Source organism: Nocardioides sp. Root682 (genome assembly GCF_001427795.1).
In the GTDB taxonomy this organism is placed as follows: domain Bacteria; phylum Actinomycetota; class Actinomycetes; order Propionibacteriales; family Nocardioidaceae; genus Nocardioides.
Map to the genome: position 1 here is coordinate 225008 of NZ_LMHJ01000005.1, position 14374 is coordinate 239381.

At 69.2% G+C, this 14374-nt stretch carries 14 protein-coding genes; 1 reads left to right on the top strand and 13 read right to left on the bottom strand.

Going from position 1 to position 14374, the window contains the following annotated elements:
* Positions 1-157 precede the first annotated feature (157 nt).
* The 13 genes from ASD84_RS23825 to dop form a co-directional block, all read right to left on the bottom strand.
* On the bottom strand, positions 158-685 hold the full coding sequence (locus ASD84_RS23825) for a DUF1990 family protein (protein ID WP_235531244.1): 528 nt from the start codon (positions 683-685) through the stop codon (positions 158-160).
* Positions 686-698: 13 nt separating this feature from the next.
* Positions 699-3434, bottom strand: a complete 2736-nt coding sequence (locus ASD84_RS23830; RefSeq protein ID WP_235531245.1) for a DEAD/DEAH box helicase — start codon at positions 3432-3434, stop codon at positions 699-701.
* The gene (locus ASD84_RS23835; protein WP_082574226.1) at positions 3431-4300 is read right to left on the bottom strand and encodes a diacylglycerol kinase; all 870 of its coding nucleotides are present in this window, start codon (positions 4298-4300) and stop codon (positions 3431-3433) included. Before ASD84_RS23835 ends, ASD84_RS23830 begins: the two co-directional genes overlap by 4 nt.
* Before the next feature lie 25 nt (positions 4301-4325).
* A complete protein-coding gene (gene tatC, locus ASD84_RS23840) occupies positions 4326-5093 on the bottom strand; it encodes a twin-arginine translocase subunit TatC (RefSeq protein WP_156392278.1) in 768 nt (255 codons plus the stop codon).
* A gap of 70 nt (positions 5094-5163) precedes the next feature.
* Entirely contained in the window at positions 5164-5400 is a 237-nt protein-coding gene (locus ASD84_RS23845; RefSeq protein ID WP_082574266.1) for a Sec-independent protein translocase subunit TatA, read from the bottom strand.
* A 77-nt stretch (positions 5401-5477) separates the two neighbouring features.
* Positions 5478-6497 carry a helix-turn-helix transcriptional regulator gene (locus ASD84_RS23850; RefSeq protein ID WP_235531247.1) on the bottom strand — a complete coding sequence of 340 codons (1020 nt, stop codon included), beginning with the start codon at positions 6495-6497 and terminating at the stop codon, positions 5478-5480.
* On the bottom strand, positions 6494-7456 hold the full coding sequence (locus ASD84_RS23855; protein WP_056716706.1) for a helix-turn-helix transcriptional regulator: 963 nt from the start codon (positions 7454-7456) through the stop codon (positions 6494-6496). Before ASD84_RS23855 ends, ASD84_RS23850 begins: the two co-directional genes overlap by 4 nt.
* Positions 7457-7480: 24 nt before the next feature.
* Entirely contained in the window at positions 7481-8608 is a 1128-nt protein-coding gene (locus ASD84_RS23860) for an FKBP-type peptidyl-prolyl cis-trans isomerase (RefSeq protein ID WP_056716708.1), read from the bottom strand.
* A gap of 33 nt (positions 8609-8641) precedes the next feature.
* Positions 8642-10003 (bottom strand): Pup--protein ligase, encoded by a 1362-nt coding sequence (gene pafA / locus ASD84_RS23865; protein WP_056716710.1) that lies wholly within the window; start codon positions 10001-10003, stop codon positions 8642-8644.
* Positions 10004-10012: 9 nt separating this feature from the next.
* A complete protein-coding gene (gene prcA, locus ASD84_RS23870) occupies positions 10013-10816 on the bottom strand; it encodes a proteasome subunit alpha (RefSeq protein WP_056716712.1) in 804 nt (267 codons plus the stop codon).
* Between the two features lies 1 nt (position 10817).
* The gene (gene prcB, locus ASD84_RS23875; RefSeq protein WP_056716715.1) at positions 10818-11699 is read right to left on the bottom strand and encodes a proteasome subunit beta; all 882 of its coding nucleotides are present in this window, start codon (positions 11697-11699) and stop codon (positions 10818-10820) included.
* A 7-nt stretch (positions 11700-11706) separates the two neighbouring features.
* Positions 11707-11904 carry a ubiquitin-like protein Pup gene (locus ASD84_RS23880; protein ID WP_056716716.1) on the bottom strand — a complete coding sequence of 66 codons (198 nt, stop codon included), beginning with the start codon at positions 11902-11904 and terminating at the stop codon, positions 11707-11709.
* A 17-nt stretch (positions 11905-11921) separates the two neighbouring features.
* Positions 11922-13430: a depupylase/deamidase Dop gene (gene dop / locus ASD84_RS23885; protein ID WP_056716719.1), complete on the bottom strand. Its 1509-nt coding sequence runs from the start codon at positions 13428-13430 to the stop codon at positions 11922-11924.
* A 93-nt stretch (positions 13431-13523) separates the two neighbouring features.
* Between dop and ASD84_RS23890 the strand changes: the two genes are divergently transcribed.
* Positions 13524-14363, top strand: a complete 840-nt coding sequence (locus ASD84_RS23890) for a DUF1206 domain-containing protein (protein ID WP_056716721.1) — start codon at positions 13524-13526, stop codon at positions 14361-14363.
* The last annotated feature ends 11 nt before the right edge of the window (positions 14364-14374 follow it).

Genomic DNA, 14374 nt, shown 5'->3' on the forward strand with positions numbered 1-14374 from the left:
CCAGCCGAGCGTCGGTCCCCGTGATCGTCCGTCATCGGGGTGGTTTGCTGCCACTGAGTGACAGCAAACCACCCCGATCACAGGGGATCGCATCGCTCGCTCCCAGGGGCACTGTCACGCCGCTGTCCGCGAACGCGCAAGGCAGGTCCGTTGTTGTTCAGGGACGATCCAGCGCGCGCAGGTAGCGCGTGGTCATCGCCTGCTGCACCCTGCGGCTGAGAGGTCCACCAAGCCTGGCGAGGTGGGACGCCGGGCGTGAGAACGCGGTGATGGTGAGGGTGATGGTCCCGTCGGCACCACGTTCCAGCACGAATCGCTCTTCGCCGCACTCCGGGTGACCATCGAGCGTTCCGTAGGCGAACCCGCGCCGCGTGGGTTCGTTGATCACGTCGACGACACGGCAGGGAATGCTGAGGGCAACTGGGCCGAGGCCGAGTCGCATGAGTACGACGGTGCCATGTTCGAGCGGCGACTCCGATGCCTGCACCCGGAGGCCGGACCGCTCGTGCAGGCGCCACATGAAGAGGTCGTTGGCCGCTCCCTCGAAGTCTCGACGGATCAACGGTGCCGACCGCTCCAACCAGCCGTATCCGGGCTGCGGTCCGGAGGCGGTCGCGCCCACTTCCTCGTAGGTGAAGGGAGCGGCCCGAAGGGCGTCGGACGCCTGTGCCGAAAGCGCGTGCACTGCCATGCGCCTGTCAGCCGCCGGCGACGATGCCGCGGCGCAGCAGCTTGACCAGGTCACGCGCGGTGTCCCGGACGGGGGTCCCGGCTGCTGCGTTGGCGATCTGGCCGGCGAAGTCGATCAGCTGCTTCATCTGGCGCACGAAGTCGCCCGCGGTCTGGTCGTTGCGGGTGATCACCTCATCGAGCTCCTGGCCACCCGCCCAGCGGTAGGCGGTCCAGGCGAAGCCCGGGTCCGGCTTGCGCAGGAAGTCCAGCCGGTGGGTGCGTTCGAGCTGCTCGAGCTCGGACCACAGCCGGGTCATCGCGTCGATCGTCTCCGAGATGGCGCCGCCGGGGACGTTCCCCGGACCGTCCTCGGGGCGACGAGCCTCGTAGACCAGCGACGACAGCACGGCACCGAGCTGCTGGGGCGTCAGCCCGTCCCACAAGCCGAGGCGCAGGGCCTCGGCGGCGACCAGGTCGAGGTCGGAGTAGATCCGCATGAGCGCCCGGCCGCGCTCGGTGACGGTGTCCTCGTCGAGATAGCCCAGTGCGGTCAGCACCTCGCAGACACGGTCGAAGGTCCGGGCGACCGTGTTGGTGCGCCGTTCGATCCGCTCTGCCAGGATCTGGGCGTCCTTGCCGAGCTTGTTGTGCCGCTCGGCCCAGCGTGCGTGGTCCTCGCGGTCGTCGCACCGGTGACACGGATGCGCCCGGACCTGCTCGCGCAGGTCGGCGATCTGTCGGGCGACCCCCTCGTCGACCGGCCCGCGCTCGGGCCGAGGCCGGGTCACCGACGCAGGAAGAGCGCGTACGGCGGCGCGAACCGCCTGCGCGATGTCCTTGCGCTGCTGGGGGTTGCGGGTGTCGACCCGCTTGGGCAGCCGGATCTTCGCGACGGGCTCGACCGGCACCGGGAAGTCGATCATCGCGAGCCGGCGGCCCTGGCGCTCGGCGGTCACCACCAGCGGTCGGTGGCCCTGCTCGGACAGCCCGGGCTCGACGATCACCGCGGGGCCGGCGAACTTCCCGACCGGCACCACGATCACGTCACCGGGGACGAGCTGTTCGAGCGACGCGGCCGCCTCGCCGCGGCGGTCCTGTCGTCGTACCTTGCTGGACTCCTTCTCCAGCTCGGAGATCTTCTGACGCAGGCCGGCGTACTCCATGTAGTCGCCCAGGTGACAGTGCGCGGACTCGGCGTACCCCTCCAGCGCGTCCTCGGCCTTGCGCAGCTGGCGGGCGAGTCCGACGACGGCGCGGTCGGCCTGGAACTGGGCGAAGGACATCTCGAGGAGCTCGCGAGCGCGGTGCCGGCCGAAGGCGTGCACCAGGTTCACGGCCATGTTGTACGACGGCCGGAACGACGAACGCAGTGGATAGGTCCGCGTCGACGCCAGACCCGCCAGGTCGCGTGGGTTCATGCCGGGCTGCCAGAGCACGACGGCGTGGCCCTCGATGTCGAGGCCGCGACGGCCGGCCCGGCCGGTCAGCTGGGTGTACTCCCCCGGCGTGATGTCGGCGTGCGTCTCGCCGTTCCACTTGCTCAACTTCTCGAGGACCACCGTGCGGGCGGGCATGTTGATGCCGAGGGCGAGGGTCTCGGTCGCGAAGACGATCTTCACCAGTCCGCGCAGGTAGAGCTCCTCGACGCACTCCTTGAACGCCGGCAGCATGCCGGCGTGGTGGCACGCGACGCCGCGCGAGGCCGCGTCGAGGAAGTCGGCGTAGCCGAGGACCTCGAGGTCGTCGGGCGGCATCGTGCCGAGGGTGGCCTTGACGTAGGCGATCGCCTCGTCACGCTCCTCCGACGTCGTGAGGCGGACGTTCGCATCGAGGCACTGCTGGACAGCGGCGTCGCACCCGGCCCGGCTGAAGATGAAGTCGATGGCGGGCAGCAGGTTCTTGCGCTGGAGCTGCTCCAGGACGTCGAGGCGACCGGGAATCCAGATCCGGCGACCGTTGCCGACGGATCGGCTCCCCGGACCACCGGGCCGCCCACCCTTGCCGCCGGACTTCGGGGTGCGATGACCCTTCAGGCGGGTCGAGGCCCAGTCGTCGCGTGCGAGCTTGACCAGCTCCTCGTTGACCGGCGCGCCCTCGCGGACGAAACCGGCTGCTGCGTCGACGTCGGACGAGGCGAACAGGTCGTGCAGCTGTCGCCCGGCCATCACGTGCTGGAACAGCGGTACGGGGCGCCGTTCGGCGACGATGGTGCGGGTCGAGCCGCGCACTGTCTCGAGCCACTCACCGAATTCCTCGGCGTTGGAGACGGTCGCCGACAGCGACACGACCGACACCGACTCAGGGAGGTGGATGATCACCTCTTCCCACACCGCGCCGCGGGCGCGGTCGGCGAGGTAGTGCACCTCGTCCATGACCACGAACCCGAGCCCGACGAGGGTGCGCGAGCGGGCGTAGAGCATGTTGCGCAGCACCTCGGTCGTCATCACGACGACGGGCGCCTCCCCGTTGACAGAGGTGTCGCCGGTCAGCAGGCCGACGTTGTCAGCACCGTGACGGGCGACGAGGTCGTGGTACTTCTGGTTCGACAAGGCCTTGATCGGCGTCGTGTAGAAGCACTTGCGACCGGTCTCGAGCGCCAGGTGGACCGCGAACTCCCCCACGACCGTCTTGCCCGCACCCGTCGGCGCGGCCACCAGGACGCCGTCGCCGTCCTCGACCGCCTTGCAGCCCTCGACCTGGAATTCGTCCAGCGGGAAGGGGAAGGTGCCCGAGAACTGGTCGAACACGGGATGGCTGCTCATACCCATACCTTGACTGCTCCGGGAACGCACTCGACGGTCAGGGGTAGCGGACCGAACCTTTCGCCGTCGGCGTAGCCGACGATTCCGGTGCTCGCCACGGTCACCCGGCGCACCCGGTGCCGTTCGTACTGGGGGTGGGTGACGTGGGTCCCGTTGAAGAGCTTGGGGAAGGTGCGAGCCAGCTCGATGCGGCCCATCGGCTTGATCAGGACGACGTCGAGGAGGCCGTCGTCGAGCACCGCACCGTGCGTGATCCGCAGTCCGCCGCCGTACGACGGCCCGTTCCCGACGGCTACCAGCATGGCGTCGACCTGGCGCTCCTCGCCGTCGAGGTCGAGCACGTAGTGCAGCGGCTCGAAGACCCGCAGCTCCGCCATCGTGGCGAGGTTGTAGCGCATCTGGCCCTTCGGCCAGCGCATCCGGTTCGCGCGCTCGTTGGCCACCGAGTCGAAACCGGCGGCCAGGACTCCACCGAACCAGCGGTCACCGACCCGGGCCAGGTCGATGCTGCGCGGCCCGCCGTGGATGATCGTCGCCGCGGCTGCGGCACCGTCACGCAGCGGGATGTCGAGCGAGCGGGCGATGTCGTTGCCGGTCCCCGCCGGGAGGATGCCGATCGGCACGCTCGTGCCGGCAACTGCCTGGAGGCCGAGGTTGACCATGCCGTCGCCGCCGCACACGACCAGCACGTCGGGCTCCTCGGCGACGATGGCCCGGGCCAGGTCGAGGGACTCCTCGGCGTCCCGTCCGTACAGCGAGGTGGTGCGCCAACCGGCACCGTGGAACCGCGGCAGGGCCTCGTCACGCATGCGCGCACCGCGACCCTTTCCCGACGTCGGGTTGGTGAGGACGACCGCGCGTGGCACAGGTGAAGGTTAGAGGACCGTCAACTCAGATCTCGCTCGCCTCGTCGGGCGAGAGACCTGCGTTGATCGACTTGTTGCCGCGCCGGTTGTCGTTGACCCGTGCGATCACCTCGGAGATGAGGAACAGGATCACCATCGGGATCGCCATGAAGCTCATCGTGAAGGGGTCACCCGACGGGGTCATCACGGCCGCGAAGATGAAGGACCCGACGATGATCCACGGCCGGTGGGCGCCGAGGCTCTTGCCCTTGATCACCCCGGCGAAGTTCAGCAGTACGACGAACACCGGGATCTCGAAGGCGATGCCGAAGCCGAGCAGGGTGCGCGTGAAGAAGGTCAGGTAGTCGTTGAACTCGACCAGGTTGGTGAGATCGCCCGGCGTGAAGCCGATCAGGATCTCCAGCCCCTTGGGGAGCGTGAGGTAGCCCAGTGCGATGCCGCTGAGGAACAGCGGGCCCGCGATGACTGCGAAGATCGCGGTCCACTTCTTCTCGTTGCGGTGCAGCCCGGGCAGGATGAACGCCCAGATCTGGTAGAGCCAGACGGGGCTCGTCCCGACCACCGCGGCCAGGCCGCAGAGCTTGAGGTAGAGCAGGAAGCCACCTGCGGCGCCGCTGGTCGTCGCGACCGTCCGATCCTTGCCGAGCGCCTCTCGCGCCTGCTGGTAGGGATCGTTGACCACCGCGAAGATGGGGTCGAAGAAGAACAGCGCGACGACGAAACCCGCGACGAGCACGAACGCCGCCTTCAGCAGGCGGGCGCGCAACTCCCGTAGATGGTCCGAAAGGGCCATCCGCCCGTCGGCACCGACCGGATGGACTGGTGTGCCGACGAGAAGCTTTGCGACTCCGAGCAGGGACAACTCAGGCGTTGTTCTCGCGGCGCTCGTCGACGATCTCGCCCTCGGCCACGTCGTCGGCGGGGTTCAGTTCGGCCTTGGGAGCGGCCGGCTTTGCATCGTCGTCACGCAGGCCCTTGGTCTCGGCCTTGAAGATGCGCAGCGCCTGACCTGTTCCACGGGCCAGGTCGGGGAGCTTGGCAGCACCGAACACGAGGACCACGATCGCCAGGATGATGAGCCACTCGGCTCCCTGGGGCATTCCGATCAGGGGGATCATTTGGGGCGACCAACTCTCACAGCTCAGACTCTGGGGACAGGCCCCATGCTACGCCCACCTCACCGGTAGAGACTGAGGGTCTCCTGTGCGGTGGCCATGAAAGATTCGGTGAACTCCTGAGGTCCTTCCACCGTGGCATGCGGAGCCAATCGCATCAGGAGCCTCGTGAGCCACCGGGGGTCGACCACGACGAGCTCCACGACAGCCGATCCGTCGGCCTGGGGCCTGACCTCGCGCATCGGGTAGTACTCGGTCGCCCAACGGGCCTCCGGACCGAGATGGAGCGTCACCACCGCGCTGCCGGGCTGGTCCGCGTCGCGGAACAGCCCGCCGTCGAGGTCGCGGGGTGCACGGCGCGGCGTGCTGGTCGCGGAGTCCAGGACCTCTGCCTTCGCGATCCGGTCGAGGCGGAAGAGACGATCGGCATCGGCCCGGTGGCACCACGCGTCGAGATAGGCGAAGACACCATGGTTGACCACCCCCAGGGGATCCACGACGCGTTCGGTCTCCTCGCCACGAGAGGGGACGAAGTACGCCAGCCGCACCTGGCGTCCGGCGACGGCCGCCTCGTTGAGCACCCTGGTCAGCTCCACCTGGGCGACCTGGACAGCGTCGTGCGGCGAGGGGGTCACGTCGACGTGATTGGCGCCGGCCGTGCTGACCGCCTTCTCGATCTTGCGCAGCACCTGCTTGACGAGAGCCCGAGTCTCCCCCGTCGACGTGTCGCGCAGCATGCGCAACGCCACGATCACGGCGGACGCCTCCGTGGCGCTGAGGCGCAGGGGTCGGGCGAGGTACTCGGCGTTCTCGACCCGGATCACGCCCTCCGTGACCGGACTGCCCTCCGAAGTCTCGATCGCATCGAGATCGACGTCGATCAGGTCACCGGGCAGCCCGCCCGGCAGTCCACACATGAACAGCACCTTGAGGTCGCGCAGGACCTGCTCGGAGGAGGTGCCGAGCAGTGCCGCTGCCTCCTCGAGTCGTACGCCGTCGCGGTGGTGCAGGAACGGCACCAGCATCAGCAGCCGGGCGACCTGGTCGCGTGCGCCGGCGCCGGTGGCGCGGGTGGTGGTCACCTGCCCACCTGCTCGAGGCGGGCGATGATCCGTTGGCGGATGGCCACCGGTTCGAGGAGCACGACGTCGGCACCCTGGGCGAGCACGTCGTCGGCGAGACCGACCGCCGGACGGGTGATCTCCACGCGGTCCCAGGCGGAGCGGTGGTCGGGGCCGGTGACGCCCGACTCGATGCGGTCGGCGGTACGACGGAATGCGTGGCCGGCGCCGTGCCGGACCAGCAGCACCGCGTGCTCCGTGCCGGTCGGCGGAGCCAGTCGCCGCGCGATCTCGCGCACGTCGGTGTCCGGCGGGACGTCGTACGCACCCGGCGGGCCGACGGTCCGGACGGGCCCCTGCACGCGGGAGAGCCGGAAGACGCGCTCGGCGCCGCGGTCGGCGTCGTGGCCGACGACGTACCAGCGACCGGAGTAGCGCACCACGCCCCACGGCTGCACGTGGCGGGTGAGCGCGCTGTCGGCACCCGGGCGCTTGTAGTCGAACTCGATGGCCGTGCGCTCGCACACCGCGACCCAACAGGTCTCGAAGGCGGGCTCCTCGGCCGTGAGCAGCGGTTGTGCGATCTCGAGGGCGTCGAGGTCGACGTCGATGCCTGCGGCGGAGAGCTTGCGGACCGCATCGGTGGTGGCCTGGGCCATGGTCGCGTGCTGCCAGACCCGCGACGCGATGCCGACCACCGCCGCTTCCTCGGACGTCAGCTCGATGTCGGGCAGCGCGAACGCCTCGGGCGGGATCCGGTAACCGACCTCGTCCTCGAACAGCGGGTCGATCGAGGCGACCTCGACGGGCACGCCGAGGCTGCGCAGCTCGTCCTTGTCACGCTCGAACATCTTCTCAAAGGCGTCCGGCCGCGAGTCGGGGTACAGCAGCTCGCGGATCCGGTCCTTGGCGATGGGTCGCCGCTGGACCAGGAGCATGATCAGCAGGTTGAGCAGGCGCTCGCTCTTGGGAGCAGGCATGGGATTGATTCTGCCCGGTGGGTGCTACTCCGAGGACCCGTCGGTCGGCTCGGTGGAAGCGCTACCGGTCGCGCTCCCGCTCGGCGTGGCGCTCGGCGATCCGCTCGGGGAGCCAGTCTCCGTCGGCTCGGGCAGCGGCTCCGGGTCGGCGACGTCGAGGATGTCGACGATGAAGTAGAGCGTCGAGTTGGCGGGAATGTCCTCGCCCTGCGCTTCCTTGCCATAGCCCAGGCTCGGCGGGATCTGCAGCAGGACGCGGCTACCGACCGGAAGGCCGACCAGGCCCTTCGACCAGCCCTCGACGACGGACGCGAGCTCGCCGCCGAGCGTGGCCTCGAGGCCGCGACCGTCGGTGTAGCTCTGGTCGAACGGCTCCTTGCCCTTCGCCAGCTGGCCGAGGTAGCTCGCCAGGATCTTCTGACCGCTCTTCACCGTCGGGCCCGTGCCCTTGATCAGCGTGGCGACCTCGAGCTTGCCGGAGGCTGCGGGCGTGCCCTTGAAGTCGAGGCTGGACGGGACACCGTCCTTCTCGACGATGGCCGGCGCCCACGCCGGAGCCTTCTCCTCGGCGCCTTCCGGGCCGGCGAGGGCGGTGAGGTCGGCGACGTAGAGGAGACCGTCCTCGTTGCCGATGTCGAGGCTGGCGAACGCCTGGGCAGCCTGGGCGTTGCCGAGGTAGTCGCCGATCACGTCTTCGCTGCTGATCGTGACGGCGATCCGGCTGCCGATGGTCTGGCCCGCCTTGATCTGGTCGGCGAGTCCGGCGACCAGGACGTCCGCGACGCTCGCCGGCTCCTTCTTGGCGCCCACCTTGAGCAGCGTGCCGACGGTGTAGTCGTCGTACGTGTCGTAGGTGACCTTGTGGGTGTAACCGTTCGCGAGGGTGAAGTCGACCCGCACCACGTCGTCCTTGGCGATCTTGGGTCCGTCACCCTTGGTGATGACCTTCGCGTCGGACTTGCCCGCGGCCAGAGTGCCCTTCCAGTCGAGCTTCGGAGTCGAACCGATGGCGCCGCTGATCGAGACCGCGTCGAGTCCCTTGAGCTCCTCGTCATCGCCTCCGCAGGCGGCGAGCGCGAGACTCGCCGGGAGCAGGGCGGTCAGCAGCAGGGCGGTGGGACGCGCAATCACAGGGCGCAGGCGGTCGAGCACGCGCAAACCTTACCCACTGGTCCTGAGGACTCCCTACATGCCATCGATCAGGCGTTGCACCCGCTCGTCGTAGGCCCGGAAAGGGTCCTTGCACAGTACGGTCCGTTGCGCCTGGTCGTTCAGCTTGAGGTGCACCCAGTCGACGGTGAAGTCGCGGCGGCGCTCCTGGGCGCGTCGGATGAACTCGCCACGAAGTCGTGCACGGGTGTTCTGCGGCGGCACCGACTTGGCCTCGAAGATCTTCAGGTCGGTGCTCACGCGAGCGACGGACCCCTGCTTCTCCAGCAGGTAGTAGAGGCCCCGGCCGCGGTGGATGTCGTGGTACGCGAGATCGAGCTGTGCGATCCGGGGGTGGCTCATCGGCAGGCCGTGCTTGGCGCGGTAGCGGTCGATGATCTTCCACTTGATGACCCAGTCGATCTCCCGGTCGACCAGGCCCAGGTCGTCGGACTCGACGGCCTTCAGTCCGCGCTCCCACAGGTCGAGGGAGCGTTCGATGATGGGCGTGCTGATGCCGCGGCGGTCCACGAAGTCGCGCGCCTTGGCGAGGTACTCGCCCTGGATGTCGAGCGCGCTGGCCTCGCGACCGTTCGCGAGGCGGATCTTGCGTCGTCCGGTGACGTCGTGGGAGATCTCGCGGATGGCGCGGATCGGGTTCTCCATGGTGAGGTCGCGCATCACCACGCCCTCCTCGATCATCCGCAGCACCAGGTCGCACGAGGCGACCTTCAGCATCGTCGTCGTCTCGCTCATGTTGGAGTCACCCACGATGACGTGGAGACGGCGGTACTTCTCCGCGTCGGCGTGCGGCTCGTCGCGGGTGTTGATGATCGGACGGCTGCGCGTGGTGGCGCTGGAGACGCCCTCCCAGATGTGTTCGGCGCGCTGGCTGATGGAGTACGACGTCCCGCGCGGCGTCTGGGTCACCTTGCCGGCACCGACGATGATCTGGCGGGTCACCAGGAACGGGATCAGGATGTCGGCCAGGCGGCTGAACTCGCCGGCGCGACCGACGAGGTAGTTCTCGTGGCAGCCGTAGGAGTTGCCGGCGGAGTCGGTGTTGTTCTTGAAGAGGTAGATCTCGCCGGCGATGCCCTCGTCGTGCAACCGCTGCTCCGCGTCGAGCAGCAGGCCCTCGAGGACCCGCTCCCCCGCCTTGTCGTGGGTCACGAGCTCGCCGATGTCGTCGCACTCGGGCGTGGCGTACTCCGGGTGGCTCCCGACGTCGAGGTACAGCCGGGCGCCGTTGCGCAGGAACACGTTGCTCGAGCGGCCCCAGCTCACCACCTTGCGGAACAGGTACCGCGCCACCTCGTCGGGGCTCAGCCTGCGTTGACCCCGGAACGTGCAGGTGACGCCGTACTCGTTCTCGATACCGAAGATTCGGCGGTCCATGATGGAACCCTACGCGAGCGGAGGTGCCACCGGGGGCTCTTCGGTACCCCCATTGGTCGGAGTCTCGGAGACGTGCGCTTCCGGGGCCGCCTCGGCCGGTCCGCGCTCTCCCAGCAGCTCGGTCAGCTTGCCCGGGAGGATGCGGCGGAACTTGCGCGGCTGCGACCGGGTGCGATCCAGGACCGCGACCTCCAGGTCCTCGACCGGGATCACCCGGTCCTGCGCCTCACCACGCTCGTCGCTGGAGTGCCCCAGGGCCGACACCGCGACCGCGAGCGCTGCGTCGAGGCTCGCGCCGTCGGTGTAGTGCTCCTTGAGGTACGAGGCCACGGTGTCGGCGTCGCCGCCCATCACCGCGTAGCCGTGCTCGTCGGCGACCCGGCCCTCGTAGGTCAGGCGGTAGATCTGGTCGTCGGCCGCGGTCTTGCCGACCTCGGCGACGAAGATCTCGACCTCGTAGGGCTTCTCGCCGCCGGAGGAGAAGATCGTGCCCAGGGTCTGTGCGTAGGCGTTGGCCAGCCCGCGACCCGTGACGTCACGGCGGTCGTAGGCGTAACCGCGCATGTCGGCCAGCCGGACGCCCGCGATGCGGAGGTTCTCGAACTCGTTGTAGCGACCGACGGCCGCGAAGGCGAGTCGGTCGTACAGCTCGGAGACCTTGTGCAGTGCCTTGGAGGGGTTCTCGGTGACGAGCAGGACGCCGTCGGCGTACTGGACGGCTGCGAGCGAACGGCCGCGGGCGATGCCCTTGCGGGCGAAGTCGGCGCGGTCCTTCATCAGCTGCTCGGGCGAGACGTAGAACGGGGTGCTCATCTCAGGCCTCCTGTCCGTTGTCGCCGGCACTGCCGGTGGAGCTGTCGCCGCCGGGCAGGGGGGCGAGCGGGCCGTCCGGGCGGGCGAACCGGGCCGCCACGACCTCGTCGGCAAGCGCTCCGATGTCCTCCTGGGTCAGCTCGAGCGCACCCTCGGCGGTCACCACCCACACGATCGGGAAGATCCGGCGGGCCATGTCCGGCCCACCCGTGGCTGAGTCGTCGTCCGCGGCGTCGTACAGGGCCTGGAGGCAGACCCGGACGGTGTCGTCCTGGCTGAGGTCCTCGCGGTAGAGCTTCTTCAGCGCGCCGCGGGCGAAGAGCGATCCGGAGCCGACCGTGAAGAACGCGGCCTCCTCGTGACGCCCGCCCGTGACGTCGTAGCCGAAGATCCGCCCGACCTCGCTGTCGAGGTCGAACCCGGCGAACATCGGGACCACGGCCAGGCCCTGCATGGCCATCCCGAGGTTCGCGCGGATCAGGGCCGAGAGCCGGTTGGCCTTGCCGTCGAGGGACAGCACGCTGCCCTCGATCTTCTCGTAGTGCTCGAGCTCGACCTGGAAGAGGCGGACCATCTCGACGGCCAGCCCGGCGGTGCCCGCGATGCCCACGACGGAGTACTCGTCGGCCGGGAAGACCTTCTGGATGTCGCGCTGGGCGATGACGTTGCCCATCGTGGCGCGCCGGTCACCGGCCATCACCACACCACCGGGGAAGGTCGCCGCCACGATCGTGGTGCCGTGCGGGGCGAGGTCGGCCGCCGTTCCGGCAGGCAGGGACCGTCGCGCAGGCAGCAGGTCCGGCGCGTTCTCGCCGATGAAGTCGCTGAAGGAGGAGGTCCCGGGGCGCAGGAAGGCAGCCGGGATCCGTGCATCACCAGTCATGTGCGGGCTACTCCCCGCCCTTCTGGATGAACGACTTCACGAAGTCCTCGGCGTTGGACTCGAGGACCTCGTCGATCTCGTCGAGGATCGCGTCGACGTCGTCGTCCATCGCGTCCTTGCGCTCGGCGACGTCGGACTCCGGAGCGACCTGGGTCGTCTCTTCGGTGTCGTCCGACTTGCGCGGTTGCTTCTGCTCCTGGGCCATACCTCAACCCTAGCCACTCAACGGCTGAGTGCGCGGACCAATGCCTCTGCAGTTTCGCAGTTGTCGATCAGTTCGCCGACGTGGGCCTTGCTGCCGCGCAGCGGATCGATGGTCGGAACGCGCTGCAGCGACTCCCGGCCGGGCAGGTCGAAGATCACCGAGTCCCAGGACGCCGCGGCGATGTCGGGTGCGTACTTCTCCAGGCAACGGCCGCGGAAGTAGGCGCGCGTCTCCTCGGGCGGGTTCGTCATCGCGGCGTCGACCTCGCCGTCGGTGAGGAGCCGCTGGATCCGGCCCGCCTTCACGAGGCGGTGGTAGAGACCCTTGTCCGGGCGGATGTCGGAGTACTGCAGATCGATCAGCTGCAGCTTCGCGTCGTCCCAGTCGAGGCCGTCGCGGGAGCGGTACTGCTCGATCAGCTTCAGCTTGGCGACCCAGTCGAGCTGGTCGGACAGCGACATCGGGTCGGTCTCGAGGCGGTTCAGCACGTCTTCCCAGCGGGCCAGGACGTCGATCGTCTGTGCGTCGGCATCGGCGCCGTACCGGTCCTCGACGTACTTCTTCGCCAGGTCGAGGTACTCCATCTGGAGCTGGATGCCGGTGAGCGTGCGGCCATCGGTGAGGGTGACCTGGTGGGCGAGTCCCGGGTCGTGGGAGACGGCGCGCAGGGCCGCGACCGGGGTGCGGACGGTGAGGTCGGGGCTGATGAAGCGGTCCTCGATCATCGCCAGCACCAGGGAGGTGGTGCCCACCTTGAGGTACGTGGCGATCTCGGACAGGTTCGCGTCGCCGATGATCACGTGGAGCCGGCGGTACTTCTCCGGGTCGGCGTGCGGCTCGTCGCGGGTGTTGATGATGGGGCGCTTCAAGGTGGTCTCGAGGCCCACCTCGACCTCGAAGAAGTCCGCCCGCTGGCTGATCTGGAAACCCGTGCCGCGGCCGTCCTGGCCCTTGCCCACACGTCCGGCTCCGCAGAACACCTGGCGACTGACGAAGAACGGCGTGAGGTGCCGCACGATGTCGGCGAACGGCGTCGAGCGGCGCATCAGGTAGTTCTCGTGGGCGCCGTACGACGCACCCTTGTTGTCGGTGTTGTTCTTGTAGAGGGCGATCGACGGGCTCCCCGGGAGCTGGTGGGCGAGCCGAGCGGCGTCGAGCATCACCTGCTCCCCCGCCTTGTCCCAGCGGACGATGTCGAGCGGGGTGATCACCTCGGGCGTGGAGTACTCCGGGTGGGCGTGGTCGACGTACAACCGCGCGCCGTTGGTCAGGATCACGTTCGCGAGCCCGAGGTCCTCGTCGGTGAGCTGGCTGGGGTCGGCGACCTGGCGCGCCATGTCGAAGCCGCGGGCGTCACGCAGCGGTGACTCCTCCTCGAAGTCCCACCGCGCGCGCCTCGCCCGCACCGTCGCCGAGGCGTAGGCGTTGACGACCTGGGACGACGCGACCATCGGGTTGGCCGTCGGCTGTCCCTGGACCGAGATGCCGTACTCGATCTCGGTGCCCATCACGCGACGCACGCTCATGCGTCCAGCCTACGGCGTGAACCCGCCGATGGTGGGCTGTCGCGTAGTGGGATGCGAACCGTCCGATCGGGTAACGACGGTGGAGGAGGGCGAATGAGCGCGGTGCACGATTCGGTGGAGGACGCGGCGCGTGAGGCGCGGGAGCATCCTGCGCTTGATCGCGCCGCCCGTGTCGGGATGTTCGCCTACGGCGTGATGTACCTCGTCGTGGCCTGGCTGGGCGCGCAGCTGGCACTTCACGACCCCTCCGGGTCAGCCTCCGGCAAGGGCGCGCTGCACGAGGTCGCGCAGCAACCGCTCGGAGCCCTGGCGACGTGGCTGTCCGCCGGCGGCTTCGCCGCACTGGCGATCTGGCACGTCTGCCAGGCCGTCGGCGGACACCGGACCGACGACGGCGTACGACGCTGGCTCGCTCGCGCTGGTTCGGCCGGGCGCGCCGTCGTGTTCGTCGTGCTCACGATGCTCGCCGTCCGCACCGTCAACCGCAGCGGCGGCGGTGACGGCGGGGGTGGCGGCGACGACGCCCGAGGCCTCACGGGCGAGCTGATGCGGCAGCCGCTGGGACCGGCGCTGGTCGTGGCGGTCGGAGTCGGCGTGGCAGCCCTCGGCGTCATCTCCGTCCACAGGGGTGTGACCGACCGTTGGCGCAAGGGGCTGGACGCCGACGGACAGTCCGGGACGATCTCCGGACCCGTGGCCCTGCTCGCGCGCACCGGCCACGTCTGTCGTGGCATCGCCTTCGTGGTGCTCGCCGGGCTGTTCGCGTGGGCAGGCATCACCCACGACCCCGACAAGTCCGGTGGCCTGGACCAGGCCATCGTGCGGTTCCGTGACGAGCCGTACGGACCGTGGGTCATCCTCGTGATCGTCGCGGGCTTCGCCTGTTACGGCGCGTTCCACATGGTCCGCGCGTTCTACCTGCGTCCGAGCTGAGCGTTCGGGCG